This window comes from Nonomuraea rosea, from assembly GCF_039539705.1.
GTDB classification, from domain to species: Bacteria; Actinomycetota; Actinomycetes; order Streptosporangiales; family Streptosporangiaceae; genus Nonomuraea; species Nonomuraea rosea.
The window spans coordinates 107500-133359 of the sequence record NZ_BAABDQ010000007.1 but is presented as its reverse complement, the minus strand read 5'-3'; the positions used below and the strand labels follow the sequence as shown (position 1 = coordinate 133359).

23 protein-coding genes are annotated in these 25860 nt (G+C 71.2%); 13 read left to right on the top strand and 10 right to left on the bottom strand.

All coding sequences use genetic code 11. The annotated features are described in order from the left end of the window. Positions 1-289 precede the first annotated feature (289 nt). The gene (locus ABEA43_RS18945) at positions 290-2269 is read left to right on the top strand and encodes a S8 family peptidase (RefSeq protein WP_345563442.1); all 1980 of its coding nucleotides are present in this window, start codon (positions 290-292) and stop codon (positions 2267-2269) included. A 127-nt stretch (positions 2270-2396) separates the two neighbouring features. After that, positions 2397-2741, top strand: coding sequence for a YciI family protein (locus ABEA43_RS18940; RefSeq protein ID WP_345563440.1), 345 nt, complete (start codon positions 2397-2399; stop codon positions 2739-2741). Positions 2742-2835: 94 nt separating this feature from the next. Here the strand turns inward: ABEA43_RS18940 and ABEA43_RS18935 are convergent, their stop codons facing one another. After that, the gene (locus tag ABEA43_RS18935) at positions 2836-4197 is read right to left on the bottom strand and encodes a glutamine synthetase family protein (RefSeq protein WP_345563439.1); all 1362 of its coding nucleotides are present in this window, start codon (positions 4195-4197) and stop codon (positions 2836-2838) included. A 151-nt stretch (positions 4198-4348) separates the two neighbouring features. Here ABEA43_RS18935 and ABEA43_RS18930 point away from each other — a divergent pair, with 151 nt between their 5' ends. Together ABEA43_RS18930 and ABEA43_RS18925 are read left to right on the top strand one after the other, a co-directional pair. Continuing rightward, positions 4349-4894, top strand: coding sequence for an EF-hand domain-containing protein (locus tag ABEA43_RS18930; RefSeq protein WP_345563437.1), 546 nt, complete (start codon positions 4349-4351; stop codon positions 4892-4894). Between the two features lie 8 nt (positions 4895-4902). Next, on the top strand, positions 4903-5877 hold the full coding sequence (locus ABEA43_RS18925; RefSeq protein ID WP_345563435.1) for a terpene synthase family protein: 975 nt from the start codon (positions 4903-4905) through the stop codon (positions 5875-5877). Positions 5878-5934: 57 nt separating this feature from the next. On the opposite strand, the gene ABEA43_RS18920 is transcribed toward ABEA43_RS18925, so the two are convergent. Beyond that, entirely contained in the window at positions 5935-6912 is a 978-nt protein-coding gene (locus tag ABEA43_RS18920; RefSeq protein ID WP_345563433.1) for a DUF5937 family protein, read from the bottom strand. Between the two features lie 58 nt (positions 6913-6970). Between ABEA43_RS18920 and ABEA43_RS18915 the strand changes: the two genes are divergently transcribed. The 3 genes from ABEA43_RS18915 (at position 6971) to ABEA43_RS18905 (ending at position 11624) form a co-directional block, all read left to right on the top strand. Continuing rightward, positions 6971-8203 carry an MDR family MFS transporter gene (locus tag ABEA43_RS18915; protein ID WP_345563431.1) on the top strand — a complete coding sequence of 411 codons (1233 nt, stop codon included), beginning with the start codon at positions 6971-6973 and terminating at the stop codon, positions 8201-8203. Positions 8204-8335: 132 nt separating this feature from the next. Further along, positions 8336-9787, top strand: coding sequence for a BTAD domain-containing putative transcriptional regulator (locus ABEA43_RS18910; RefSeq protein WP_345563430.1), 1452 nt, complete (start codon positions 8336-8338; stop codon positions 9785-9787). Positions 9788-9839: 52 nt separating this feature from the next. Next, on the top strand, positions 9840-11624 hold the full coding sequence (locus ABEA43_RS18905) for an NAD+ synthase (RefSeq protein ID WP_345563428.1): 1785 nt from the start codon (positions 9840-9842) through the stop codon (positions 11622-11624). 22 nt (positions 11625-11646) lie between these two features. Here ABEA43_RS18905 and ABEA43_RS18900 read toward each other — a convergent pair whose 3' ends face one another. From ABEA43_RS18900 to ABEA43_RS18890, 3 genes are read right to left on the bottom strand one after another with little or no spacing between them, the layout of a single operon-like run. Further along, complete coding sequence (locus tag ABEA43_RS18900; protein WP_345563426.1) at positions 11647-12492, bottom strand: geranyl diphosphate 2-C-methyltransferase; 846 nt, start codon at positions 12490-12492, stop codon at positions 11647-11649. Positions 12493-12518: 26 nt separating this feature from the next. Next, positions 12519-13850, bottom strand: coding sequence for a family 2 encapsulin nanocompartment cargo protein terpene cyclase (locus ABEA43_RS18895; RefSeq protein WP_345563424.1), 1332 nt, complete (start codon positions 13848-13850; stop codon positions 12519-12521). A 42-nt stretch (positions 13851-13892) separates the two neighbouring features. After that, positions 13893-15299 (bottom strand): family 2B encapsulin nanocompartment shell protein, encoded by a 1407-nt coding sequence (locus tag ABEA43_RS18890; protein ID WP_345563422.1) that lies wholly within the window; start codon positions 15297-15299, stop codon positions 13893-13895. Positions 15300-15495: 196 nt separating this feature from the next. Here ABEA43_RS18890 and ABEA43_RS18885 point away from each other — a divergent pair, with 196 nt between their 5' ends. The 3 genes from ABEA43_RS18885 to ABEA43_RS18875 are packed head-to-tail and all read left to right on the top strand — an operon-like array spanning position 15496 to position 17745. After that, complete coding sequence (locus ABEA43_RS18885; protein WP_345563420.1) at positions 15496-16494, top strand: hypothetical protein; 999 nt, start codon at positions 15496-15498, stop codon at positions 16492-16494. 4 nt (positions 16495-16498) lie between these two features. Next, on the top strand, positions 16499-16957 hold the full coding sequence (locus ABEA43_RS18880) for a MarR family winged helix-turn-helix transcriptional regulator (RefSeq protein WP_345563419.1): 459 nt from the start codon (positions 16499-16501) through the stop codon (positions 16955-16957). Between the two features lie 59 nt (positions 16958-17016). Then, the gene (locus tag ABEA43_RS18875; RefSeq protein ID WP_345563418.1) at positions 17017-17745 is read left to right on the top strand and encodes a GNAT family N-acetyltransferase; all 729 of its coding nucleotides are present in this window, start codon (positions 17017-17019) and stop codon (positions 17743-17745) included. Positions 17746-17940: 195 nt separating this feature from the next. Here the strand turns inward: ABEA43_RS18875 and ABEA43_RS18870 are convergent, their stop codons facing one another. Next, positions 17941-18561, bottom strand: coding sequence for an SDR family NAD(P)-dependent oxidoreductase (locus ABEA43_RS18870; protein ID WP_345563416.1), 621 nt, complete (start codon positions 18559-18561; stop codon positions 17941-17943). 111 nt (positions 18562-18672) lie between these two features. Here ABEA43_RS18870 and ABEA43_RS18865 point away from each other — a divergent pair, with 111 nt between their 5' ends. Further along, the gene (locus tag ABEA43_RS18865; RefSeq protein ID WP_345563415.1) at positions 18673-19095 is read left to right on the top strand and encodes a MerR family transcriptional regulator; all 423 of its coding nucleotides are present in this window, start codon (positions 18673-18675) and stop codon (positions 19093-19095) included. Positions 19096-19275: 180 nt separating this feature from the next. Here ABEA43_RS18865 and ABEA43_RS18860 read toward each other — a convergent pair whose 3' ends face one another. Further along, positions 19276-20052 (bottom strand): TetR/AcrR family transcriptional regulator C-terminal domain-containing protein, encoded by a 777-nt coding sequence (locus ABEA43_RS18860; RefSeq protein ID WP_345563413.1) that lies wholly within the window; start codon positions 20050-20052, stop codon positions 19276-19278. Positions 20053-20151: 99 nt separating this feature from the next. Here ABEA43_RS18860 and ABEA43_RS18855 point away from each other — a divergent pair, with 99 nt between their 5' ends. Both ABEA43_RS18855 and ABEA43_RS18850 read left to right on the top strand, forming a co-directional pair. After that, the gene (locus tag ABEA43_RS18855; protein WP_345563412.1) at positions 20152-21051 is read left to right on the top strand and encodes an ATP-binding cassette domain-containing protein; all 900 of its coding nucleotides are present in this window, start codon (positions 20152-20154) and stop codon (positions 21049-21051) included. Next, positions 21048-21824, top strand: coding sequence for an ABC transporter permease (locus ABEA43_RS18850; protein ID WP_345563410.1), 777 nt, complete (start codon positions 21048-21050; stop codon positions 21822-21824). Before ABEA43_RS18855 ends, ABEA43_RS18850 begins: the two co-directional genes overlap by 4 nt. 7 nt (positions 21825-21831) lie before the next feature. On the opposite strand, the gene ABEA43_RS18845 is transcribed toward ABEA43_RS18850, so the two are convergent. The 3 genes from ABEA43_RS18845 to ABEA43_RS18835 form a co-directional block, all read right to left on the bottom strand. Then, positions 21832-23088 carry a hypothetical protein gene (locus ABEA43_RS18845; protein WP_345563409.1) on the bottom strand — a complete coding sequence of 419 codons (1257 nt, stop codon included), beginning with the start codon at positions 23086-23088 and terminating at the stop codon, positions 21832-21834. Positions 23089-23233: 145 nt separating this feature from the next. Next, on the bottom strand, positions 23234-23620 hold the full coding sequence (locus ABEA43_RS18840; RefSeq protein ID WP_345563407.1) for a cupredoxin domain-containing protein: 387 nt from the start codon (positions 23618-23620) through the stop codon (positions 23234-23236). Next, on the bottom strand, positions 23617-25788 hold the full coding sequence (locus ABEA43_RS18835) for a right-handed parallel beta-helix repeat-containing protein (protein ID WP_345563405.1): 2172 nt from the start codon (positions 25786-25788) through the stop codon (positions 23617-23619). Before ABEA43_RS18835 ends, ABEA43_RS18840 begins: the two co-directional genes overlap by 4 nt. Positions 25789-25860: the final 72 nt, after the last annotated feature.

Genomic DNA, 25860 nt, shown 5'->3' with positions numbered 1-25860 from the left:
GAGCAGCACCGGGGCGACGTGACGTAGTCCGCCGCAGGGACCAGCAGATCCGCCCCTAAAGCGGCAAGCCGGAAATTCCCGATAACGGAATAACTTCATTCTCACCAAACACATGGATCGCTCCATACGCTTGCCGAACACGCATAAGCGGGGAGATTTCCACACCATCAGCCACGGGGAGGCGCGGGTGTAGCTGAGTGTGCTCGCACACCCGTCATATCCGCTGATGGCGGTCCCTCTTTCGACAGCCGGTCCGTTGCAGAACCGGCTTACCCCCCTCGGAGGACCAGTGAGACTACGGTCTCTGCTGGCGGGCACCTCTGTGCTCGCCATCACCATGACGGCTGCTCTGGCCGTCAGCACTCCCGCGCAAGCGGCCACCGGCGACCCTGAAGTCGCCAACAGCGTGACGTCCGACGTGCGGAGCGGCGAGAAGGTACGCGCCATCGTCGAGCTCAAGCACGGGGAGAGCGTCGCCGCCGTGGCCAAGACGGCTGAGAACGCCTCGGCTGACACCAAGGTCGTCGACAAGACGTCCTCGGACGAGTTCCTGGTCGCCACCCTCGACAAGGCGACGCTCAAAGAGCTCAAGACCGACGACCGCATCGAGGCCATCTACGAGGACACGCTGAGCGCGGCCTCGCTCGACGTCAGCACCAAGCTGATCGGCTCGGACAAGGCCAACGTGGCCGGCTGGACCGGCAAGGGCTCCACGGTCGCGATCCTCGACACGGGCATCGACCTCGACCACCCGTTCTTCGCCGGCCGGATCGTGGGCGAGGCCTGCTTCTCCACGAACGACGGCAACACGTACTACCAGGCCCAATCGCTGTGCCCGAACGGCCAGACGGCCCAGACGGGCACGGGCTCGGCGAACGCGGAGACCGCGAAGTGCGTCGGCCCCACCGGAAATCTGTGCTACCACGGCACGCACGTGGCCGGCATCGCGGCGGGCAAGAAGACGACCGGCGCGCCTTCCGACGGCGTCGCGCCGGAAGCGGGCATCCTGCCCATCCAGGTGTTCACCAGGCTCAACGGCAACGCGTGCGAAGAGGTCCTGCACGTCGCCAAGCCGTGCGTCGGCAGCTTCACCTCCAACCAGAAGGCCGCGCTGCAGTACGTCGACAGCGTTCACGCGGGACTCAAGATCGTCGCGGCCAACATGAGCCTCGGCGGCGGCCCTAAGCAGACCACGCACTGCGACAACATCCCCGGCGCCAACGGGCTCAAGGATGAAGTCGTGACGCTGCGGCAGTTCGGCGTGGCCACGGTCATCGCCTCGGGCAACAACGGATTCTCCGATGGCGTCATCAGTCCGGGCTGCCTCTCGGCGGCAGTCACGGTCGGCGCCACCGACGACGGTGACGCCGTGGCCAGCTTCAGCAACGCCGGCCCCCTGCTCGACCTGTTCGCTCCTGGCATGCAGATCAACTCGGCAGTGACGGGCAACGGTTACCAGAGTCTGAGCGGCACCTCGATGTCCACCCCGCACGTCGCCGGCGCCTTGGCGGTCATGCGGCATGCGTACCCGAGCCTGCCCATCGAGGCCCTCGTCAGCAAGCTGCAGGAGACCGGCAAGGCCATCACCTACGCCAGTGGCGGCGCTCAGGTGACGACCAAGCGGATCGACCTGGCAAAGGCCACACCGCCCAAGCCGACCCAGTCCCCCACACCGACCCCCACACCGACCCCGACGGTCACTCCGACAGTGACGCCGACGCCGACCGTCAGCCCGACGGTGACGCCGACCGCCACTCCGACGTCCGCCAAGCCGCAGCCCTCCCCCACCAAGTCGCACCCGACGGACGACCCAGGTTTCGACGACAACCCGAGCCTGGGCGGCGATCCGATCCCGGTTCCCGACACATGCGTGCGCGGCAAGGGCACCAAGCCGCTGAGCTCCACGTCCTGGGCCACCGAGATGCTGCGCAACAAGGGCTCCCTGAGCGACTCCACGCTCACCTGCTACCTCGCGATCGCCCAGAACGGCAGCAAGGTCTTCGCCGAGCTGAGCAACGCCGGTTCGCTCAGCAAGGCGTACAAGATCCTCAAGCCGAAGAGCAAGGCCGCCAAGGCGCTGCTCGACCGCGAACTACTGGCCGCCTGGCTGAACTACGCGCACGGCGTGTACAACGGCTCGGCCAAGGTGCACGGCAAGACGACGCTGAAGCAGGCGGTCGGCACCGCGGAGAGGCACCGTACGGGCAAGGCTTCGGCCGCCCAGCTCAAGAAGACCGCGGTGTACCTGTACAAGTACGTCAATAAGTAGAAATTTCGGGTTAAAGCGGGTCACGTCCACGGCGTGGCCCGCTTTTTTTCGTCGGGGCGTGTCGATCCGGGCAGAGGTCGTTCGTGTAAGGACTGAGAACGAGGACCGCGACGAAAAGGAACCTCTTATGAAGCGCTACCTGCTCACCATGTTCCAGCCCGACGGCGACCCGCCCCCGCCCGAGATCCTGGACCCCGTCATGCGCGACCTCATCGCCCTCGAACAGGAGATGAAGGCCGCCGGCGTCTGGGTCTTCTCCGGCGCGCTGCAGCAGCCGGGGCAGGCGGAGGTCGTTCAGCTGCGCGGCGGCGAGGTGCTCACCACCGACGGCCCCTACACCGAGGGCAAGGAGCACGTCGGCGGGTTCACCGTCATCACGGCACCCGACATGGAGGCCGCGCTCGGCTGGGCCCGCAAGATGGCGAAGGCGGTGGCCCTGCTGCCGATCGAGGTCCGCGAGTTCCAGGGCTGAGCACAGGGCCGGGGCGGGCACTCACCGGGCCCGCCCCGGCCACCGGCTTCACGTCATGATCGGGGCGGGCACTCAGCGACCCGCCCCGGTACGGCTACAGGACCGGCAGGTAGCGGCCGAGCTCGAACTCGGTCACGTGGCGCCGGTACTCGCGCCACTCCGACCGCTTGTTGCGCAGGAAGAAGTCGAAGACGTGCTCGCCCAGCGTCTCCGCCACGAGCTCGCTGCGCTCCATGACCTCGATCGCGTCGTTGAGCGACCCCGGCAGCGGCTGGATGCCCAGGGCGCGGCGCTCCGCGCTGGTCAGCGTCCAGACGTTGTCCTCGGCGGCGGCGGGCAGCTCGTAGCTCTCCTCGATGCCCTTCAGCCCGGCCGCCAGGATGAGCGCGAAGGCCAGGTAGGGGTTGCACGCCGAGTCGAGCGAACGGAACTCGATGCGCGTCGAGCCGCCCTTGTGCGGCTTGTACATCGGCACCCGGACCAGGGCCGAGCGGTTGTTGTGGCCCCAGCACACGTAGGAGGGCGCCTCGCCGCCCAGCCCGGCGATGGCCTCGGCCCCGCCCCAGAGCCGCTTGTAGGAGTTGACCCACTGGTTGGTGACGGCCGTGATCTCGGCGGCGTGCTTGAGCAGCCCGGCGATGAACGACCGGCCGATCTTCGACAGGCGGTAGTCGGAGCCGGCCTCGTAGAAGGCGTTCCTGTCGCCCTCGAACAGCGACATGTGCGTGTGCATGCCGGAGCCCGGGTGCTCGGTGAACGGCTTGGGCATGAACGAGGCCCAGATGCCCTGCTCCAGCGCGACTTCCTTCATGATCAGGCGGAAGGTCATGATGTTGTCGGCCGTGGTCAGCGCGTCGGCGTAGCGCAGGTCGATCTCCTGCTGGCCGGGCGCGCCCTCGTGGTGGCTGAACTCGACGGAGATGCCCATCGACTCCAGCATCATGATCGCCTGGCGCCGGAAGTCGTGACCGGAGCTGTGGGGCGTGTGGTCGAAGTAGCCGCCGGAGTCGATCGGCTCGGGCCGCACGCCCGGCTCGGGACGGTTCTTCAGCAGGAAGAACTCGATCTCCGGGTGCGTGTAGAAGGTGAACCCCATGTCGGCGCACTTGGCGAGCGTGCGCTTGAGGACCCAGCGCGGGTCGGCGTGCGACGGCGAGCCGTCGGGCATGAGGATGTCGCAGAAGATGCGCGCCGCGCCGGGCGTCTCGCTGCGCCACGGCAGGATCTGGAACGTGGCCGGGTCGGGCTTGGCGAGCATGTCGGACTCGTAGACGCGGGCGAAGCCCTCGATGGCCGAGCCGTCGAAACCGATGCCCTCCGCGAACGCGCCCTCCAACTCGGCCGGTGCGATCGCTACTGACTTGAGGAAGCCGAGCACGTCAGTGAACCACAGCCGGATGAACCGGATGTCGCGTTCCTCGAGCGTGCGGAGCACGAACTCCTGCTGGCGGTCCAAGGCATCCCCTCAATAAGACAGAACAGGTCTCCTATCAGGATGCCGTGTCCGTGTTTCGCACACGTTACGGGGGGTGCCGGTGCGAGCCTCGCTGACAAAGGGCCCGCCCAGACTTACTGTGATCACGCAGTTAGTCTCGGGGGAGGCATTGGTGGCTATCGACCTGCTCAATCACAAGCTCGATCGGGCGTTCGACCACATCGACGCGTGCGGGAACGGCGTCGTCGAGCGTGAGGATCTGCTGGGGCTGGGCGCCCGCATTCTGGTGGGCTTCGGGGAGTCCCCCACGTCGGTCACCGGGGCGAGCCTCGTCGACAGCTTCGACGGCATCTGGGCCACCCTGTCGTACGCGCTCGAACGCGACGGCGACTCCGGCATCGCGCGTGCGGACTTCCGTACGGGGATGGCGGCGGCGTTCGTCAGGGGAGACCGGTACGACCCGGTGTTCAGACCCGCCACCGTGGCGGTGGCGGAGCTGTGCGACAGCGACAGGGACGGAAGCATCCGGCCCGGTGAGTTCCGTACGATGCTGTGCGCGTTCGGCATCGCCTACGACGACGTGGACGAGGCGTTCGACCGGCTGGACCGGACGGGAAGGGGCTCGCTCACCGTGGACGAGCTGGTCCTGGCCGCCGCCGAGTTCTACCGCAGCGAGGACCCGAACGCGCCCGGCAACTGGCTCTTCGGACCGCTGTGAGCACCACGATGAGCACCACCGTGTTCGCCACGGTACGCACCGCGCTGCGCTCGGCGCTGGCCTCCATGATGCCGCTGCCTCGCAGGGGCGGCTCGGCCGCGCTGGCGCTGCTGCCGCTCATCGAACGCGTGCCCGCCATGGCGGCGCCGTGCAGGATGCACCCGGCCGTGTACGCGATCGAGGCCGCGGTCATCGACTGGGCCAGGCGGACCGGGCTGCGGGCCGATCCGGAGGTCGGGTTCCACCGGATGGCCGGCCGCGCGTTCGCCGAGTTCGACGCCGCCGCGGCCGCCCTGTTCGCGCAGTGGCTGACCTGGCTGTTCCACCTGGACGACGAGCTGGACGAAGGCTCGTGCCCGCTGGACATCTTCCAGGGCATGCTCAAGGGCGCCTCGCGCCATCCGCTGGAGGCGGCCTTCGCCGACCTGTGGCGGGTGACGAGCTCGCGGATGAGCGACCAGTGGCGGGCCAGGTTCGCGGTGGGGCTGCAACGCCAGCACGACGCCTGCCGTACGGAGGCCGACAACAGGGCCTCCGGCCGGATGCCGACGCTGGAGGAGTATCCGGCGCTGCGCAGGGGCACCGTGGGCCCGTACGTCTACGACCTGGTCGAGCCGTGCCTGCGGGTGGAGGTGCCGGCCTGGGTGCACGAGTGCGACGCGTGGCAGCAGCTCGTGGACGCCTGCAGCGACGTCACGGCCTGGTGCAACGACGTGGCCTCGCGGCCGAAGGAGCGCGGCGACGTGCACAACTTCGTGGTGCTCGCGATGCGCCAGCTCGGGCTGGGCGAGCGGGAGGCGATCGCCTGGGTGCTGGACCGCATCGCGGCGCGCTGCCAGGACATGCGCAAGGCCGCCAGGCTGCTGCCGCTGGACGACCTCGGGCCGAAGGAGGCCAGGGACGCCGCCAAGGTGGCCTGCGCCTACCTCGCCGCGCCGCGCGCCCACCTGGACTGGCTCCTGGAGTCCAAGCGCTACGCCTGAGAGCGGGCGGCCCTCCATGGGTGCTCAGCGGGCGCTCAATGAGAGCTCAGCGGGCGCTCAATGGGCGCCCATGGCGGTGCCGCCCGCGAGCATGTCGCCCGCGGGGGTGCGGCGGTAGACGACCTGTTTGCCGACCCGCATCCCCACCGTGAGCCCGCCGCCGCTGAGCACGCCGAGGTGCTGGCTCACCGCGCCGGGCGTCAGCTCCATGCGCCCGGCCAGGGCGGAGGTGGTGCTGGGCTCGGCGAGCGCGAGCAGGATCCGCGCCCTGCTCCTGCCGATGAGGGCCGCCAGCGCGCCGGGCGCGGGCGGCGGCCCCTGGTCCCACAGGGTGCCGACGCCGAGCACCGGGTAGACCAGCGTCGACTGGTACGGCGCCGACATCACCGCCACCGCCGGCCACCAGAACGCGCTCGGCACCAGCACCAGCCCGTCGCCGTGCAGCCCGCCCAGCATGCACCACGGCCGGTCGACGATCAGCTGCTCCCCCGTCCAGACCACGGCCGGGTCGAGCCCGGCGAACAGCTCCCGCGCACCGCCCTGCGCGAGCTGCCGCGATCGGCGCAGGACGTCGCGCTCCAGCAGCCCGTACACGCGGGGCCAGAACTCGGCGAAACACGTCTCCCAGTACCGTTCGAGCGCGTCCGCGACCCGGGCCACGCCCGCCTCCGGGTCGGCCGCGAACCGCTCCAGCAGCGCCGGGTCGGTCCCCGCGATCTTCGTGACCTCCGCGCGGGCCAGCTCGGGCGGCGCGCTCCTGACCCGTTCCAGCTCGGCCCCGAACTCCGGCATCGGCGTGTCGGGCGGCGGCGTGATGAAGTCGGCGATGTAGCCGCTCGGCGGCACGAGCGCGAACAGCTCGGCCAGGTCCAGCCCGTCGATCAGGGGCCGGACGGCCTTGATCCACGGCAGGTGGATCGACTGCCTGGCGGGCCCCTGGAGGGTGCGCAGGCTCGCGACGAGCTCCCACATCGGGGAGAACGCGAACCGGATGCGCGCCACGTCCTCCGGCCTCAGCACCCAGGTTATGGACATCCTTTTAGTGTGCACTAAATCGTTCGCGCAACAAAAGCCCAAATATCAGTCTTATCGCGTGTCAACCGTCTCCGTCGGACCGCCGCCCCAAAAGCAGTCCCAAAAGCAGGCCCAGAAGGCCGCGCAGTTCTTCCGCGCCCAGATAGGCGGCCTGCCGCGCCCGTTCTGGGCCCTGTGGGGCGGCACGGTCGTGAACCGCCTGGGCACCATGGTCATGCCCTTCACCGGCGTGTACCTGACCCAGAGCCGCGGCCTCTCGCTGGCCACGGCTGGCCTGGTGATGGGCGTGTTCGGCGCGGGCTCGCTGCTGTCGCAGCTCCTCGCCGGGGTGCTCACGGACCGGATCGGCCGCCGGGCCACGCTGTCGGGCGGCATGCTGGCCACCGCCGCGTGCATGCTGGCGCTCGGCTACAGCACCTCGCTGCCCGCGATCCTGGCCGCGATGTTCCTGCTCGGCCTGGTGATCGACGTCTACAGGCCCGCCTCGAACGCCCTGGTCGCCGACCTGGTCTCACCGGTCGAGCGGCCCCGCGCGTACGGGCTGCTGTTCTGGGGGATCAACCTCGGCTACGCGTTCGGCATGACGGCGGGAGGCTGGCTGGCGGGGCTCGGGTTCGTCTGGCTGTTCTGGATCGACGCGGTGTCGAGCGTGCTCTTCGCCGTGCTGGTCTGGCGGGCGGTGCCGGAGACCAGGCCGGAGGCGCGGAAGTCCGCGGGCGGGTTCGGCGTGGTGCTGCGCGACCGGGTCATGGTCGGCTTCACGCTCGTCATCCTGGGCAACGCGCTGGTCTACTCGCAGACGATGACCATGCTGCCGGTCGCGATGACCGAGGTCGTGAAGCTGTCGCCGGGCCAGTACGGGCTGGCCATGGCGCTGAACGGGGTGCTGATCGTCGTCGTGCAGCCGCTGGTGTCCGGCTGGCTGGGGCGCAGGGACGCGGCCCGTACGCTGGCGCTGGGCATGGCCGTGATGGGCGCCGGGTTCGCGATGACCGCGTTCGTCACGAACACGCTGGGCCTGATCGCCACGATCGCCGTGTGGACCGCGGGCGAGATCATCACGGCGGGCATCCCCGGCGCCGTCGTGGCCACGCTGGCGCCGGCGGAGCTGCGCGGCCGGTACGCGGGGCTGTTCGGGTTCGCCTGGTCGCTGGCCGCGGTGCTGGCCCCGCTGCTCGGCGGGCCGCTGCTGGAGATCGGCACGGGCGCGCTGTGGTTCTCGGTCGGCGGGGTCGGCGTGCTGTCGGCGGCCGGGCTGCTGCTGCTCGGACCGGCGATCCGGCGGCGCTGACCGGCGCGATCCTGGTGCACAGCCCGGCCGCGGCTGGTGATCGTCCGGCAGCTCACCCTGGGCGTGCTGCTCTTCCCCTATGAAATTTCGCCATATACCCAGACACGATCTCCCTCTACAGTTACGCCTGACATGCTGACCTTCACCGCGCTGGGACCGTTCCAGGCCTGGTCCGACGGCGCCTCCCTCGACCTCGGCGGCCAGCGGCAACGGGCGGTGCTCGCGCGCCTGCTCGTGGCCGGCGGCCGCGCCGTGCCCGTGAACACCCTCATCGACGAGCTGTGGCCGGGCAGCCCGCCCGCGCAGGCCCTGTCCACGATCCAGGGCTACGTGTCCCGCCTGCGCCGCGCGCTCGAACCGGACCGCGCGCCGCGCGAGGAGGCGGGCGTGCTGGTCTCCGCCGCGCCCGGCTACGCCCTGCGGGCGGCGCCCGAGCAGGTGGACGCGTGGCGGTTCGAGGCCCTGGTGAAGTCGGACGGCGATCCCGCGCGGGTGTGGGCGGCCATGGACACCGCGCTGGGGCTGTGGCGGGGGCCCGCGCTGGCCGAGTTCGCGGAGCTGAGCTGGGCCGCCACCGAGGCGAGCAGGCTGGAGGAGCTGCGGCTGATCGCCGTCGAGCGGCGCGCCGGCGCCGGGCTGGCACTGGGCCGGGCGACGGCGCTGGTCGCCGACCTGGAGGCGCACGCGTTGGCGTACCCGCTGCGCGAGGAGGCGTGGCGGCTGCTGTCGGTGGCCCTCTACCGGATGGGCCGCCAGGGCGACGCGCTGGCGGCGCTGCGCAGGGCGCGCGCGGTGTGGCGGGACGAGCTGGGCCTCGACCTGTCGGCCGGGCTCAAGCGCCTGGAGGCCGACATGCTCGCCCAGCGGCTGGAGGAACCGGCCGCCGCCACCCCCGCAGCGCACGACTCAGGCCGGGGGAAGGTGCTGCGCGTCCTGGTGGCCGACGACCAGGCCCTCGTCCGCGCGGGGCTGCGGGCGATGCTGGACATCGAGGCCGGGGTGGAGCTGGCGGGCGAGGCGGGCAACGGCGAGGAGGCGATCACCGGGGTGCGCGAGACGCGGCCCGACGTGGTCCTGCTCGACATCCAGATGCCGCACCTCGACGGCCTGGCCGCGGCCCGCAGGATCCTGGCCGAGGACCGGCCGCCGAAGGTGGTGATGATGACCACGTTCGGCAGCGACGAGAACCTGTACGCGGCGTTGCGAGCGGGGGTGAGCGGATTCGTGCTGAAGACCTCGGCCCCCGAGCAGTTCCTGGCCGCGATCAGGGCCGCGGCGGCCGGGGACGCGCTCATCGACCCGGCGGTCACCACCCGGCTGATCTCGGCGTTCACCGGGCGCACCGACCCGGCCTCTCCCCCGGCGCTGGCCGGGCTCTCCGACGCCCGGCTCGACGTGCTGAAACTCGTCGCCAGGGGCCTGACGAACCGGCAGATCGGCCAGACGCTCGCGCTGTCCGAGGAGGAGGCGGGCGTCATGGTCAAATCGCTGCTGGAGCACCTCGGGCTGTTCGACCGGGCGCAGCTCGTGATGGCCGCGTACGAGTCGGGCCTGGTCACGCCCGGCACCGCTGTCACGAAATGAGGTTCTTTTCGTCGCTTTGACGATAAAAATCATGGCGTATTAGGCTGGTCATGTGGCACAACTGCGCATTGCCCTGGCACAGACGAATCCCATCGTCGGCGACCTGACCGGCAACGCGGAGCGGCTGGTCGCGTGGACCCGCGACGCCGCCGAGCGCGGAGCCCATCTCGTCGTCTTCACCGAGATGTTCCTGACCGGCTACCCCGTGGAGGACCTCGTGCTGCGCACGTCCTTCGTGGACGCCAGCATCAGGACCCTGGAAGAGGTGGCGCGCACGCTGGAGCGGGAGGGCCTGGGCGAGCTGCCGGTGGTGGTCGGCTACGTCGACCGCGCCGGCCTGGCTCCCCGGGTGGGCCAGCCGAGGGGCGCCCCGCTGGACGCGGCCGCACTGCTCCACAAGGGCGAGGTGGTCGCCCGCACGGCCAAGCACCACCTGCCGAACTACGGGGTGTTCGACGAATACCGCTATTTCGTGCGCGGCGACCGGCTGCCGATCTTCCGGCTGCACGGGGTGGACGTGGCGATCGCGGTGTGCGAGGACCTCTGGCAGGAGGGCGGCCCCGTGGCCGTCGTGGGGCAGGCGGGAGCCGGGCTGCTGGTCGTGCCGAACGCCTCGCCGTACGAGAAGGAGAAGGACGACGTACGCCTGGAGCTGTGCGCGCGCAGGGCGCGCGAGGCCGGGTGCGCGCTCGTCTACGTCAACCAGGTCGGCGGGCAGGACGAGCTGGTCTTCGACGGCGACTCGATCGTCGTGGACGGCTCGGGCGAGCTGGTGGCACGCGCGGGCCAGTTCACGGAGGAGCTGCTGGTCGTCGATCTGGACGACCTTCCGGTCTCCGGCGCTCAAGCCGGTACGTTCCCGCACGACGCGGGCGACGGCTCCACGATCACGGTCGACCGCCTGGTGCTGTCCGGCGAGCCGGTCGAGCCGCGCGAGCCGCGCGAGCCGGCGCCCGGCAGGGTCGCGGAGCGGCTGGACCTGCACGCGGAGGTCTATTCGGCGCTCGTGCTCGCGGTCAGGGACTACGTGGCCAAGAACGGCTTCCAGTCGGTCATCCTGGGCCTGTCGGGCGGCATCGACTCCGCCCTGACGGCGACGATCGCCTCCGACGCCATCGGCCCCTCCCGCGTCCACGTGGCGCTCATGCCCTCCCGTTACTCCTCCGACCACTCGCTGGCGGACGCGGAGGAGCTGGTGCGCAGGCAGGGCGTCAACGCGCAGGTCGTGCCGATCGCCGAGATCGTCAACGCCTACGAGAAGGAGATCGACCTGTCCGGCCTGGCCTCCGAGAACCTCCAGGCCAGGGTGCGCGGCATGATCCTCATGGGCCTGTCCAACGAGCACGGCCACCTGGTGCTGACGACGGGCAACAAGAGCGAGCTGGCGACCGGCTACTCGACCCTCTACGGCGACTCGGCGGGCGGCTTCGCGCCGATCAAGGACGTCCCGAAGACGATGGTGTGGGAGCTGTCCAGGTGGCGCAACGCCCACTCGGAGCCGCAGTTCCTGATGAGCGCGGAGCGCCCGATCCCGGAGAACTCCATCTCCAAGGAACCGAGCGCCGAGCTGCGGCCCGACCAGCGCGACACCGACTCCCTGCCCCCGTACGAGGTCCTCGACCGGCTGCTCGACGACTACGTGGAGAAGGACATGGGCTCGCAGGAGCTCATCGCGGCCGGCCACGACCCCGCCCTGGTGACGAGGGTGATCAGGCTGGTGGACCTGGCGGAGTACAAGCGCCGCCAGTATCCGCCCGGCCCCAAGATCACCCCCAAGAACTTCGGCAGGGACCGCCGCCTGCCGATCACCAACCGCTGGCGCGAGACCACCGGCTAAGGGCTTGCCTCAGACGCCTGTCTCAGACACGGTCGGCGGCGATGAGCAGGTACTGGAAGCTGCCGTTCTTGTACGCGTCCAGGAACGCCTGCTCGATGCCGGTCGCGAGCTGGGTCCTGGCCCGCAGCTCCCAGTAGGGGATGGTGGCCGCCGTGAGGTCGATCACGCTGACCGGCACGAGACGGTTGGCCGCCATCTCCTTGAAGTAGGTGCTGCGTGAGTGGATGTCGCAGATGTAGTGGGCGTTGATCTGGCTGATGGCGCGCGACGGCAGGCCGTAGGCGTCGTTGTAGCAGCCGGTGATGGTCACGTACCGGCCGCCGCGGGCCAGCAGCCGGGAGTGCGCGGCGAACAGCAGGGAGAGCTCGACGTACATGGTGCTCTCGTTGTTCCAGATCGCCTGGAACGAGCCCGCCTCGAACCCGGTGTCGAGCATGTTGCGGAAATGGAAGCGCACCTTGTCGTCCACGCCGCGTTCCTTGGCCCGCTCGTTGGCGAAGGACACCTGGGACTCCGAGATCGACACGCCGTCCACGCTGCAACCGTGCCGCATGTTGACGAGCAGGCTGGAGCCGCCGCGGCCGCAGCCGGCGTCCATGACCCGATGATGCGGCCGCAGGTCGCCGAGCTGCCCGATGAGGACGTCGGCCTGCGCCTGTTCGAGCCGGTGCAGCTCCGCGACGATGCGTTCCTGGCGGGTCTCCTCCGGGCCGTCCAGGACGGACCAGTCCGCCTCGCCGATGCCGTAGTGGTGGTGGTAGATGCCGTCCACCTCGCCCAGGCGCAGGTTGACCGGGTTGCGCTCGGCGTTCCAGTAGTCGGCGACGGAATGCTGGTAAAGGCTGCTGAGTACGGGGTTCGCAGTCACCTGACGAGCTCCTTTCCTGAGGGAATTCACGATTTGTAGCGGCTGCTGGAGCCGTGCCATTCGAGACATCCGGCCATCCATCCCTGTGCGCCGCGCAGGAACCGCTGCAGCTCGGCGCACGGAACGGCGGACAGCGCCCGCTGGCTGGCTTCGAAGCCCTTCACGAAGTCGTTGTGCATGTGGACGGCGGCCTCCGTCGCCTCCCGGATCGAGCACTTCTCCTCCCCTGCGATGAGGAGGACCACGTTGGCGTCCGGGAGCTCGTCCGCCGCCTCCTTGGCGACGGAGTGGAGGTCGTTGACGATGACGCTCGCGGTGCCCGCCTGCATGAGGGCGGTGTGGAAGCGCCGGTCGCCGAAGAGGTCGGCGGGCAGCTCGAACCCGGCGACGATGTCGATGAGCGTCATGGAGGTGTAGAAGCTGTCGTGCTGGCGGGCCGCGAGGTAGCGCCACACGGGCGGCGGCGCCTCCAGGTAGCGCCACGCGGCGTACGCGGTCCAGCTCACGTACATCTGGGAGGTGATGTTGCAGATTCGCATCCTCTGAGCGGGGCTGGCATGGCGGCTGACGTGGCCGACGGCCGATCGGAGCGCGACCAGGACGGGATCCGCCTCGATCGCCTCCTCCAGCTGCCGGGTGTAGTCGCCGGCCGGCGGGGGCGGGTCCATGGCCGAGGTCACCAGGGCGAGGCGCGGGGGCAGCTCCGTGGGCGTCGCGCCGAGGTCGGTCTCGTCGGCGTAGTAGTCGTCCGACGCCCACCAGGCCGCGTTCATCTGGGCGCCGACCAGCAGCAGGTCGGGGTCGTCGCTGTCGGGATGCGCGAGCATGGCCAGCCGCCCGAACCCGGTGTCGCCGAACGTCTCGATCTGCCCGGCGTAGATGCCGGTCCGCTCCGCCCACGCCACCAGCCGCCGGTTCACCTCCGCGCCGAGCGCCTCGTCGTCGCGTACGGTGTCGGGACAGTACAGCGGCGGGTACGACCCGTCGCCCCACTCACGCTCGCGGTAGGGCAGCGGCGCGAGGTCGGGCAGGGCCCGGCGGACCGGCGGCAGGGCGGCGGGCCGATGCCCGTCATCAGCACCATCTTCTGGGCCGTCTTCTGGGCCGTCTTCTGGGGGGTCCTCCGCTTCCGCCGGCTCTGCGGGTGCGGGCTTCCGCAGGTCCTGGAGGCGGAGCGTGGAGGTCCCGAGGCCGCTCGGAGCGACCGGCACGTGCACCGCTCCGGCGGCCTCGCTCACGGCGGGCCGCAGCGCGTCGGCCCAGCGCAGGGCGGCGGCGCCCAGGCCCGTCGGGCCCGTCGGGATGGGCAGCGGGTCGGGAGTCTGGTACGCGGGCGGTGCCGCGACCTCATCTGGCATGACGCGTCTCTTCTTCCTTTCGATCCTGGACTGGCCGGCCGGTCAGGAGCGCGGGGCCGCGATGTCGACGTTCTCGAGGATCCCGATCGCGTCCGGGACCAGGATCGCCGTCGAGAAGTACGCGCTGACCAGGTACGACATCACCGCCTTGGCGTTCACGCCCATGAACCGGACGTTCAGCCCCGGCTCGTACTCCTCGGGGATGCCGGTCTGGTGCAGCCCGACGACGCCCTGGTCGTCCTCGCCCGTGCGCAGGGCCAGGATCGAGCTGGTCTGGTGGGCCGAGACCGGGATCTTGCCGCAGGGGAAGATGGGCACGCCGCGCCAGGCCGGGATCTCGTGGCCGTCGACGTCGGCGCTGCCGGGGACCAGGCCGCGTTTGTTGCACTCCCTGAAGAACGCGGCGATGGCCTTGGGGTGGGCGAGCAGCAGGCGGGTCTTGCGGCGCATGCTGATCAGGTCGTCGAGGTCGTCGGGGGTGGGCGGTCCCGACCAGGTGTTGATCCGCTGGCTGTAGTCGGCGTTGTGCAGCAGGCCGTACTCGCGGTTGTTGAGCAGCTCCCACTCCTGCCGCTCGCGGATCTCGTGGATCGTCAGGCGGAGCTGCTGCTCGATCTGGTTCATCGGGTCGTTGAAGAGGTCGGCCACGCGGCTGTGGACGCGGAGGACGGTCTGGGCGACGCTCAGCTCGTACTCGCGGGGGCTCAGGTCGTAGTCCACGAACGTGCCGTTGATGGCCTGCTCGCCCACGTGACCGGCGGCGACGTCCACGGCGGCCTCGCCGCGGCGGTTGACCGGCTTGCGCGTCCCCTCCAGATACCGCTCGATGTGCCGCTGCAGGGCCGGCGACGCGGCGAGCACCTCCTGGAAGCGGGACCAGGGCGAGACGAGGATGGTGCCGGACGTGGCCGCCTTGACGGTGAAGAGCCAGCGCGGGTCGTCCTGCCCGAGCGCCTCGTCGCCGAACTGGTCGCCGTCGGCGATGACGCCGTGGACCTCCGTGTTGCCGTACTTGCCGGTGGACAGGCGGTTGAGGCGGCCGTGGGCGATGATGTACGTCTCGGTGACCGGATCGCCGGCCTCGACGAGGACCTCCCCCGCCTGGACGTCCCTCGGGGTGAACGTCGCGGCGATCGCCTCCAGGACCTCCGGCCCGTCGAAACCGCGCAGCGGGGGCAGCTCCGCGAGCGTCTCCGGGATGATGCGCACGTCGTCCGCGCCGTTCTGCACCACGCTCACCCGGCCGCGACCGACCGTGTGGGTGAGCCTGCGGTTGACGCGGTAGGTGCCGCCCCGCACGTCCACCCAGGGCAGCCTGCGCAGCAGCCAGCGGGAGGTGATGGCCTGCATCTGCGGGCGGGTCTTGGTGGTGGTGGCCAGATTGCGGGCGGCCCTGGTGTCCAGGCTCAGCCGTGATTCCGTCCCGGGTTCCGTTGACTCCGTGGACATGTTTCCTCGCAATCGCTGAAGTGGATCGAACCCGGCATCCCCCGCGCAGCCAGCTAACAACTACTGAAAGTAATCAAACAGATACTATGCGTAGAGTCTCTAGATAGGTACGGCCCACTGCCTCTTAGGTAAGAGCGAGGTATCTGTAAGGACAGGAATTGTTCAGCGGGCTGAGAAATTTTGGATAATGTTCAGCATGCTGAAGAAATGGGGGGCGGGACAGGTGCTGGTCGGCGGAGTGGCGGCCAGCCTGGTGCTGACGGGGCTGGTCTGGCTGCTGGGCCAGCGGTTGCACGGCATCGCCCTGCTGCCCGACCAGGGGCCGTCCTGGTACTACTGGAAGCTTCCAGAGCCGACGGTGTGGACCAGGTTGTCCGCGTGGGGCGGCTACGCGGCCCATCAGGTCGCGTTCTGGTGGCTGATCCACTATGCGCAGACCAAGGTCGGCCGTTACGCCCGGGGACGCCACCCGGTCAACGTCGTGGCCCTGGCGGTGAACACCGGCTTCATCCTCCTGCACCTGCTGCAGACGCAGCTCTTCTACGACGGGCTCGCGCAGGACGTGTCGATCTTCAGCTCCCAGGGCTCGGTCATCCTGCTCCTCGTGACGGTGCTGCTCATGGAGAACCGGCGGCGCGGCCTGTTCTTCGGCCGCCCGGCCCCCATCCGCGCGGAGCTCGTCGCCTTCGCCCGCCGCTACCACGGCTACCTGTTCAGCTGGGCGGCGGTCTACACCTTCTGGTACCACCCGGCGGAGACCACCAGCGGGCATCTGATCGGGTTCATGTACATGTTCCTGCTGCTGTTGCAGGGCAGCCTGTTCCTGACGCGGGCGCACACCGCCCGCTGGTGGACGCTCACCCTGGAGCTCGCGGTGGCGGCGCACGGCACGCTGGTCGCCGTCATGAACAGCGGGCCCGGCGGGGCGTGGCCGATGTTCCTGTTCGGCTTCCTCGGGGTCTTCGTCGTCACCCAGATGCACGGGCTGGGCCTCGGGCGGGGCACACGGTGGCTGCTCGGGCTCGGCTACGCCGCCGCGGCCCTCGCCGTGTACGCGCTGCGCGGCGAGCCGCTCGGCGTGGCCGGGGTGGTGCGGATCCCGGCCGTCGAGTACCTCCTGGTGGGCGTGCTCGCCCTGCTGATGTGGCTGGGCCTGCGGATCGCCAGGAGGGCGCGGGCGAGCACCGTACAATGAGCGCGTGGTGGGCGAAGACGCGCGTTTCGTGGCCGAGGCCGCCGACGAGGTGCGCGCCGACATCCGCTCCTGGCCCACCGGCCGGCTGCTGTCCGTGGCCGCGCGGCTGGTCGAGCGGCGCTTCCACGACTTCCTGGCCGCCCACCAGCTCACCCACGCGGGCCTGATCGCCCTCCACCACCTCACCACGGGCCCGCTGACGCAGCGCGAGCTGGCGGTGGGCTGCCGGGTGACCGACCAGACGATGAGCCGGACGATCGGCCATCTGCTCCGCTCCGGCTACATCGGCAAGCGCACCGACGACCGGGACCGACGGCGGGTGCTGGTCGAGCTGACCGAGAAGGGCTCGGAGGTGCTGGCGCACGCGCGCGAGAAGGAGCGCGACTCCGGTGACCTGCTCGGCGCGGTCGAGGACTACGCCCGTTTCCGCGAGGACCTGATCAGGCTCATCTCGGTCTCCTGAGCCGCGCCTTCGGTACCGTGTCGTCCGGAAAAAGCGCTCATAAGGAGACACGACCCATAGTGACGGGCTCTTCCCTCAAAGACCTTGACCTGCTTCGCATCGAGATCGGCACCATCTGGGCCCTCGATGGGCGCGGGCGCCTCCCCGGCCCGGAGGAGCTGGTGATCGGCGCGGCGGCCGGCGGCCTGACCGGGGCGGTCGGCCGGGACGTGCCGGACGAGCTGGCCGCGCGGCTGCTGGCCCTCGTCGCCCGCGCCGCCCCGTCGTCTCCCGGCCGGCCTCCCGCCGTGCTGGAGGAGTGCCGCGACCTGCTGGACGACGACGAGCTGGTCGTGGCCGGTGGGCCCAGCTACCTGGTGAGCCCGCCGGTCGCGCTCACCTCCGCGGTCGCGGTGCTGAGGTCCGGCGAGCCCGCGCACGCCGAACGCGTCCGTAGCCTGCGGCCGCTCACCTGGGAGCCCGGGGAGTGGGCGGAGCTGGTCGGCGGCGGCGAAGGAGCGCCCTGGTCGATGATCGTCGAGGACGGGCAGGTCGTCGCCGTGTGCCACACCGCCCGCAGGACGGCCATCGCGGCCGAGGCGGGCACCTGGACCTCACCCGCCTTCCGCGGCCGCGGGTACGCCGCCGCGGTCACCGCCGCGTGGGCCGGGCTGCTGCCGGAGGCGTGCCCGCACCTGTTCTACAGCACGAGCGCGGACAACCGGTCGTCCCAGCGGGTGGCCGAACGGCTCGGTCTGCGCGGGCTCGGCTGGCTGTGGAAGCTCACCCGTCCGAAGACCACGACCTGACGGCGGGCGCTCCTGGGCCTGGCGGTCGGCCCTCTTGAGCCGGGCGACTGGCGCTCTTGGGCCGGGCAGCCGGCGCTCTTGGGCCGGGCAGCCGGCGCTCTTGGGCCGGGCAGCCGGCGCTCTTGGGCCGGGCAGCCGGCGCTCTTGGGCCGGGCAGCCGGCGCTCTTGGGCCGGGCAGCCGGCGCTCTTGGGCCCTACGGCGTGGCGGGCTCGCCGCTGTGCAGGACCTCGTGCTCCCATGCGTCCCTCGGCTGGGTGTGCAGGCGCCAGTAGTGCTCGGCGATGTCGTCGGGGTCGAAGGCCGTCCCGGGGGCGACCTCTCCCGCCACGGTGACGCTGGCCACGTGGACGCCGCCGGGGCCGTACTCCTCGTCGAGCAGCCGCACCAGCGTCCGAACGCCGGCCTTGCCGAGGGAGAGGCTGGTGTAGGCCGCCTTGGGCTCGGGCATCCCGCCGGTGATCAGGAACGTGCCACCGCCGCGCCGCGCCATCGCGGGCGCGACGTGCGCGCCCGTGATCAGCGCCCCCACCACGTTGACCGCCCAGGCGTCCAGCTGATCGCGTACGGTCGCCTCACCAGGAGACCCGGGCCGGATGATCGCGGCGTTGTACACCACGACGTCCGGCGTGCCCAGCTCGGCCGCCGCCGCGTCGAGTGCCGCGCGCAGCTCCGTCTCGTCGGCGCTGTCCGCCCGGTATGCCCGCACCCCGGCGAGATCCAGTGTCCCGCCGGACCGCGAGACGAGTGCGACCGGCAGTCCTTCCTTCGCGAACCTGCGGGCGACCGACCGGCCGATCCCCGGACCTGCCCCCACAATCACCGCACCCGGCATCATTTGCTCCTTCACGTTGTTGCCACTCACATTCGTTACCCCTGACACCGGCGACGCTAAGGCGTCACATCCATGTGAAGGTCAAGGAAGCGTATGAGGATCGGTGACCTGGCCCGCGAGACCGGCGTGAGCAGGCGGCTGCTGCGTTACTACGAGGAGCAGGGGCTGCTGCGGCCGCTGCGGCTGCCCAACGGCTACCGCGAGTACGGCGACGCGGACGTCGCGGCGGTCCGCCACATCCGCACCATGCTGGCCGCCGGGCTGCCGACGGTCGTCATCGGGCGGCTGCTGGACTGCGTCCACGACGAGGGCCCCCGGATGGTCCCCACGGCCTGCCCCGGCATGGTCACGAGCCTGCGGCGGGAGCAGCGGCGCATCGCGGAGACGATCGAGCGGCTCCAGACGTCGCAGCGCGCCCTCGACACCATGCTCACCACCGTCCTCACCCCCGCCTCCATGCCCACCGCGCCCATCCCTGCGCCCACCTCCGCGCCCGATCATCCGCCGGGGCGGTGACCAGGCCCGCCTCAACCAGTGGGCGTGGCGGGAGAGGTCGGCGGCGTGCTGGTCGAGGTGGCGGGCGACCCTGGCGCGGAGCTCGGCATGGGCCCCCGGGGTGCGGACCGTGGCCCACCAGGTGTTCGTTCCTGGCGGCCGAGGGCAGGCCGGAAGGGAAGCTGGCCGCGTACCGGCTGCTCACCGAGCAGTTGCTCCCGTCGGACCTCGGCCTCCGGCGCGCCGGGTGATCAGCGCCTCGACGCCGTCGAGCAGCAGCCCGAGGCCGAAGAGGAAGTCGCCGTCGTCCACCCAGCCCTCGGCGCCGCGCAGGGCGCCCCCGCGCACCGCGGACGACAGGGCCGGGTAGGTCTCGGGGTCGAGCACCTGGGCGAGCACCTCGCCGTAGTCGGCGGCGCCGGTGATCCCCGCGTCGTCGAGCTGCGGATCCCCCGCGCCCGCTCCGTGGACGAGCGCCGCGTTGGTCAGTGCGTACCCGGTCAGCGCGCTCGCCACGTTGATCTTCTCGCCGTCGTCGAGCCCCAAGCCGCCGAGCGCGGCCAGCACGCGGTCCAGCCACAACAGCCGCCGCGGGCCCATCGGCGGGGCGAGCCGGGCGATGGACAACAGCCAGGCGTGTTCGAGCAGGAGGTCGCGCTGGGCCCGCGTCCACAGGGCCAGGTAGTCCCGCCAGTGCGTCTCCCCCGGGTCGGGCGGCAGCGGGGCGGCGGCGTCGGCCATCGCGGTGAGCAGGTCGTCCTTGCTGCCGACATAGCGGTAGAGCGCCGTGGCGGCCACGTCCACCCGCGCGGCCGCCGAGGCCATCGACACCCCGGCGAGCCCTTCCGCGTCGGCGATCTCGATGGCGGCGGCGGTGATCCGCGCCAGGTCCAGCCGCGGGCGCGGCCCCCTGCGCGGCACCTGCTCGCGCCCCCACATCCGCTCCACGACGGGTGGCAGCGTCCACTCCTCCGCCATCGGTTCCCTCCTTGACTCGCTCCTAGGATTCTGCATTACCTTAAAACTATGAACGTCATACACAGTACGCCATTCACAGAAGCCATCCATGCCCGGGGCTTGGTCAAGTCGTTCGGCGGCACGCGGGTTCTGACCGGGGTGGACCTGAGCGTCCCCACCGGCTCGCTGCTGGCTCTGCTCGGCCCCAACGGCTCCGGCAAGACGACCACGGTGCGCATCCTGACCACATTGCTCGCCCCGGACGGCGGCACGGCCACAGTGGACGGGCACGACGTCACCCGCGCGGGCCCCGCGGTGCGCCGGGTCATCGGCCTCACCGCCCAGCAGGCCACCGTGGACGGCCTGCTGACCGGGCGGGAGAACCTGGAGCTGTTCGCCGGTCTGTACCATCTCGGCCGCCGCCAGGGCCGGCGGCGGGCGGCGGAGCTGCTCGAACGCCTCGACCTGGCCGAGGCCGCGAACCGCCGGGTCGCGACCTATTCGGGCGGGATGCGCCGCCGGCTCGACCTCGCGGCGAGCATGGTGTCGGCGCCGCGGATCCTGTTCCTCGACGAGCCGACCACGGGTCTCGATCCGCGCAGCCGGGCCGAGCTGTGGTCGGTGATCCGCGAGCTGCTCGGCTCGGGCACCACGATCCTGCTCACCACCCAGTACCTGGAGGAGGCCGATCAGCTCGCCGACCGCGTGGCGGTGATCAACGGCGGCCGTGTCGTCGCCGACGACTCTCCGGCCGCGCTGAAGCGCCAGGTCGGCTCCGAACGTCTGGTGGTGCGCCTGTCACGGGCTGAGGACGTACCACGGGCGGGTGCGGCGCTCGCCGAGGCGGCGCCGCACCTCGACGCGGACGCGCGGGAGCTCACGCTGGCCCTCCAGGGTCCCGACCACCTGCGTCGCGCCTTGGACCTGCTGCACCGCGCGGGCATCGGCGCCGAGCGCGTGGAGCTGCGCACCCCGACGCTGGACGACGTCTTCTTCGAGCTCACCGCGGCCGCCGCATGAGCGCCGCCGGCACCGCCGCGGGCGACCTGCGCCGTCTCGTCGTCCGCGACCTGCGGCGCGAGCTGCGCATCCCCGACAGTCTCATCGTGAACACGGCCCTGCCCGTGCTCATCATGGTCCTCTTCGTGTACGTCTTCGGCGGCGCGATCACCACCGGCTCCAGCGGGCTGGCCTACATCGACTTCGTGGTGCCCGCCGTGCTGCTCATGTCCAGCGGGTACGGGGCCGCGCTGACCGCCGTGAACATCGCCGACGACATGACAGGAGGCTTGATCGACCGCTTCCGCACCCTGCCCATCAGCGGCTGGGTCGTGCCCGCCGGGCATGTCGTGGCCTCGGTGATCCGCAACGTCGCGGCGGCGGCCATCGCCCTGGGCGCGGCGGTCCTGCTGGGCTTCAGGCCCACCGCCGATCCGGCCGGCTGGGCACTGGTGCTGCTGCTGGTCGCCGGGTACGTCCTGGCCATGTCCGCGCTGGCCGTCCTCTGGGGCCTGCTGGTCAGGTCCACGCAGGCGGCGGGCGCGTTCAGCTTCGTCGTCCTCTTCCTGCCCTACCTGTCGGACGGGGTCGTCCCGGCGGAGACCATGCCGGACGCGCTCAGGGCCTTCGCCGAGAACCAGCCGGCCACGCCCATCGTGACTGCCCTGCGGGCGCTGCTCCTCGGCCTGCCGATGGGCTCGGCCGGGATGGTGGCGGCGGCGTGGCTGGTGGGCGCGGTGGTGGTGAGCGTTCCGGTGGCGGCGGTGCTGTTCCGGCGCAGGACCGCCGCATGAACGCCGCTCAGGCGGCCAGTAGGAGGGTCAGGCCGCCGACGGTATAGCAGATCATCAGCACGAACAGCGGGATCTGGCCGGCGACCGCGCGGGCGGGCGGCAGCAGCCGTACCGAGCGGTCGTGGGCGGCCACCACGCCCGCGACGTGGCCGAGCACGATGGCCAGCACCTGCACGGTGGCGATCGCCGCCGGGGCGACGACGTTCTGGTCCGGCTCGGCGTCCAGGCCCAGCGCCAGGATGATCGCGCGCTGGCCCTCGATGAGCAGCAGGGAGAAGTAGTGGGCGATCAGGTAGCCGATGGCGATCGGCACCAGGGAGTGCGCGAAGCGGGGTGCCAGCCCTCTCGTCCCGCCGATCAGGCCGGCCGCGCCCAGGCAGGCGGCGTACAGGACGGCCACGCCCGTCACCGCCGCGAGCAGGCCGAGCGTGCCCAGGCCCGTGCGGCCGAGCGGGCCGGACTGCAGGGCCTCCACCCAGGCGGGGGCCGTGGCGAACCCGTCGTAGCCGGTGCTGCCGAGCAGGACGCAGACGGTGGCGACCAGGCCGGGGGCGGGCGCGACGGCGTCCAGGCCGTCGAACGGGTTGCGCAGGACGCGGCGGCCGTCCGCCCTCCTGCCGATCGGTGACAGGTGGCCGATCAGGGTCGAATACACCTCGAACGGGTCGCCGCGTTCCAGCCAGGCGTGGCCGTACACGTACGTGCCGGCGAGCTGGACGGCGGCGTACCCGGCGAAGAAGATCAGCAACGTGCGGGCGGCGGCGGGGTCGGGGGCGACCAGCTCCATCCAGGTGAACGCGAGCAGGCCCGCGGCGGCCGGCCAGTACCCGAGCCGGCGCGGCAGCGGGCGGCGCGGGCGATCGGGGAGGAGCCGGAACGGGTTCAGCGCCCGCCACACGGGGCCGAGCAGGAGCGACGCGGGGACGAGGCCTACCCAGAAGAGCACGTACACCAGGTAGGGGCCGGCGTTCGCGGGGTCCTGGGTGCTTGGGCCGCTTGGGCCGCTCTTGTCCGCCAGGCCGGTGGCGAGCCAGCCGAGGGTGTAGAGGGCGGCCAGGAGGGCCAGCACGCGGGCCGGGCGGGCGGGCACCCGTACCGCGATCACCCGGCCCGCCCGGTCGCCGCGGAAACGCGAGTCGGCCCAGAGCAGACCGAGGGCCAGGAACGACACGACGAGGGCCGCGAACGCGCCCGCGTAGGCGTAGAACAGCGGGATCGGCAGGTCACCGCGACCGCCGACCCCATGCGCCAGCACCCCGCTCACCGACCCACCACCCAAGCCCGAACCACCGTCCGGACTTGAACCGCCACCCGGACCCGAACCGCCACCCGGACCCGAACCACCGCCCGGACCCGAACCGCCGCCTGAACCCGAACCACCGCCCGGGGCCGCGCGAGACCGCTCCCGCTCACCGGACCGCCACCTGTGTCAGCACGAGGCCGCTCCGGTGGGTCTCCACCTCGAACACCCCGGTCAGGTTCGCCGTGAACCGCACCGTCGCCGGCACGCCGGGACGCAGCTCGGCCGCGAGATCGTAGCCGTGCACGTGCAGTTCGTCGGCCACGTCGCTGGTGACCGTGATCGCGACCAGCCGCCCTTCTGCCACCTCCAGCCACCCCGAGGGCGGGCTCACCCGGCCCTGGGTGATGGTGATCGCGGCCTCCGCCCGCCCGCTCGGCGCCCCCGTCGCCACCTGGTGGCTGTTCCCGGGATCGCGGTGGGTCTCCGACAGCGGGCCGCACCCGGCGGTGAGCACGCAGACGAGCGCTCCTGCCACACCCGCTCGCCGTCTCACGTCGGCACCCCGGCTCCGGCTGGCGTCTCCTCAGCCGTACGGCTGCGCCTGGGAGCCAGCACCACGACCGCGCACAGCACCCAGAACCCGGTGACCAGCCCCCGGATCCACCCCGGCCCCAGCGGCAGGATCGGGATCAGGTGCACCACCCGGTCGAAGGCGTCGGCGCAGGCCAGCACCCCCACCACGATCGTGAACCAGCCGAACACCGGCCGCCCGGCCCGCAGCGCCGTACCCAGGCAGAGCCACCACGCCGCCATGAACAGCAGCGCGACCCCGGCCTGCGGCGGGCTGTCCACCGCCGCCGCCACCACGTCCAGCACCAGCCCGATCAGCCCGACGACGGTCCCCGCCACGATCAGCCGATGCCCCCGCCGCACGCTCACAGCCCCAAGGACCACACCGCTCACCGCCGCCCCCGTGCCGCCCCCGTCACCCGCCGCCCCGGGCACGCCCCCATCACCCGTCGGGCCGGCGGCGACGCCGTCGGCCATCGGCTTGCCGCCGAGCGGGCGCGCAGTGCACCGTGACCGCCACCAGAACAGGCCCGCCAGCAGCCCCAGCACCAGCGAGCCGCCCAGCGCGAGCTGGGCCTCCACCCTGCCCAGCCCCGACGCGCCGAACCAGTCGCAGCCGGCGGGCAGCCGGGCGTCCGAGGCGCTGAAGTCGGCGCACAGGTACAGCTTGAGGATCTTCACGGGCTCGGCCAGCACCCGCGCGGCCCCGCCCGACAGCTCGGGCGCCCGGTCCGCGCACACCGGCAGCACGGCGGGCGACGACGCCCCCGTGTCACCCTGCCAGCAGTTGCCCGTGCCCTGCCCGTCCCACCACACGTCCCGCCCGTTCGGCCGCCGCTCCCCCGCCGGGCTCACCCCGAAGACGTTGCCCTCGTAGCGGTTGTAGTTCGAGGTGTCGGCCTGCTTGGCCAGATCGCTCTCGCCCCTGATGAACGCGGGCACGCCGAAAAGGTGGAACGCCGCCCCCTGGTGACCCCACAGCTGGTTGTTCTTGAAGACGTTGTAGTTGCCGCCCGCCACCAGGATGCCCGTGCCCGGCGGCACGCCCACCTGCGAGCAGACCACGCCACGCTCGTAGCCGCGCTCGGCCGGCGGTTTGGCGCAGGTGCCGTCGCGGGTGTGACGGTAGTAGTCGCGGTTGTTGTCGTAGATCTTGTTGTTCTCGAACTTGGCATGGTTCTGCGGCAGGCCGGGGTGGGAGGGCCAGAGGCTGTCCATCGTGGCGCCGACCATGTTGTCGTAGAACTCGTTGTCGTGCACCCACATCGAGTCGCCCGCGGTGCCCGAGTAGCCGAGCGCGTTGTCGTGGCTCTTGCAGCGGCGGATCTCGATGGCGTAGCGGGGGACGTCGTGGCCGCGGCCGTCGTTCAGGTTCGACGCGCTGCCCGGGTAGAGGCCGCCGTCGCCGTTCCCGTACGCCTCGCAGTCGGTGTAGAGGCCGTGGTCGCTGGCGAAGGTGAGGAAGCCGTACTCGTCGTTCCAGCGGGTGAGCACCTGGTCGATGACGAAACCGTCGGTCTCCAGGACGTACAGGGAGTTGAACGTGGTGCGCTGGGCGGTGAAGTTCTTGAAGTAGACGCCGTCGGTCCTGTCGGCGCGGATGGCGTTGAGCTTGCGGTACTCGGCGTCGATGACGACGTCGAGCGGGCCGGCTCCCGTGCCCTCGATCTGCAGGTTCTTCTTGCCGAGGATGGCGACGAGGTTCTGGTTGTGCGGGCACCGCTGTTGCTGTTCGAAGCTGAGGATCTGGTAGCCCCAGGTCGACCAGCGGGCGGGCAGGTCGGCGCACTCACCGGTGGGGGCGGCCTGGCTGGGCTCCTCCCGGTAGAGGCCGGGCAGGAGGGCGATCGTCATTCCTGGCCGATCGACCTGGTCGACCGCCTCTTGCAGGTTTCTGACCCCGTTCTTCTGGCATCTCGCGAAAAGGCCGAGGTTGCGCTGCTTGAGCTCCTCCGGGAACGCCGCGATTCTCCGCTCGAAGTCGGCCCGGTCCGAGGTGCACACGAGCAGGTCCGGCTGGCCTGCCCGCAGCACCGGCACCGTCCCCGTGCCATCGGGGATCGTCACCGGACGCTCCTCGTGGGCCAGGGCGGCGCCGGCGGGTAAGAGCAGGCCTGAGGTGAGCGCGACGATCATCGCGATTCTGCGCATGGGGGGCATGGGCGCGAGAGTAGAACAATGCTCACGTTCTGCCTAGGGCCGGGCGATCAAGCTCCGCAGCGG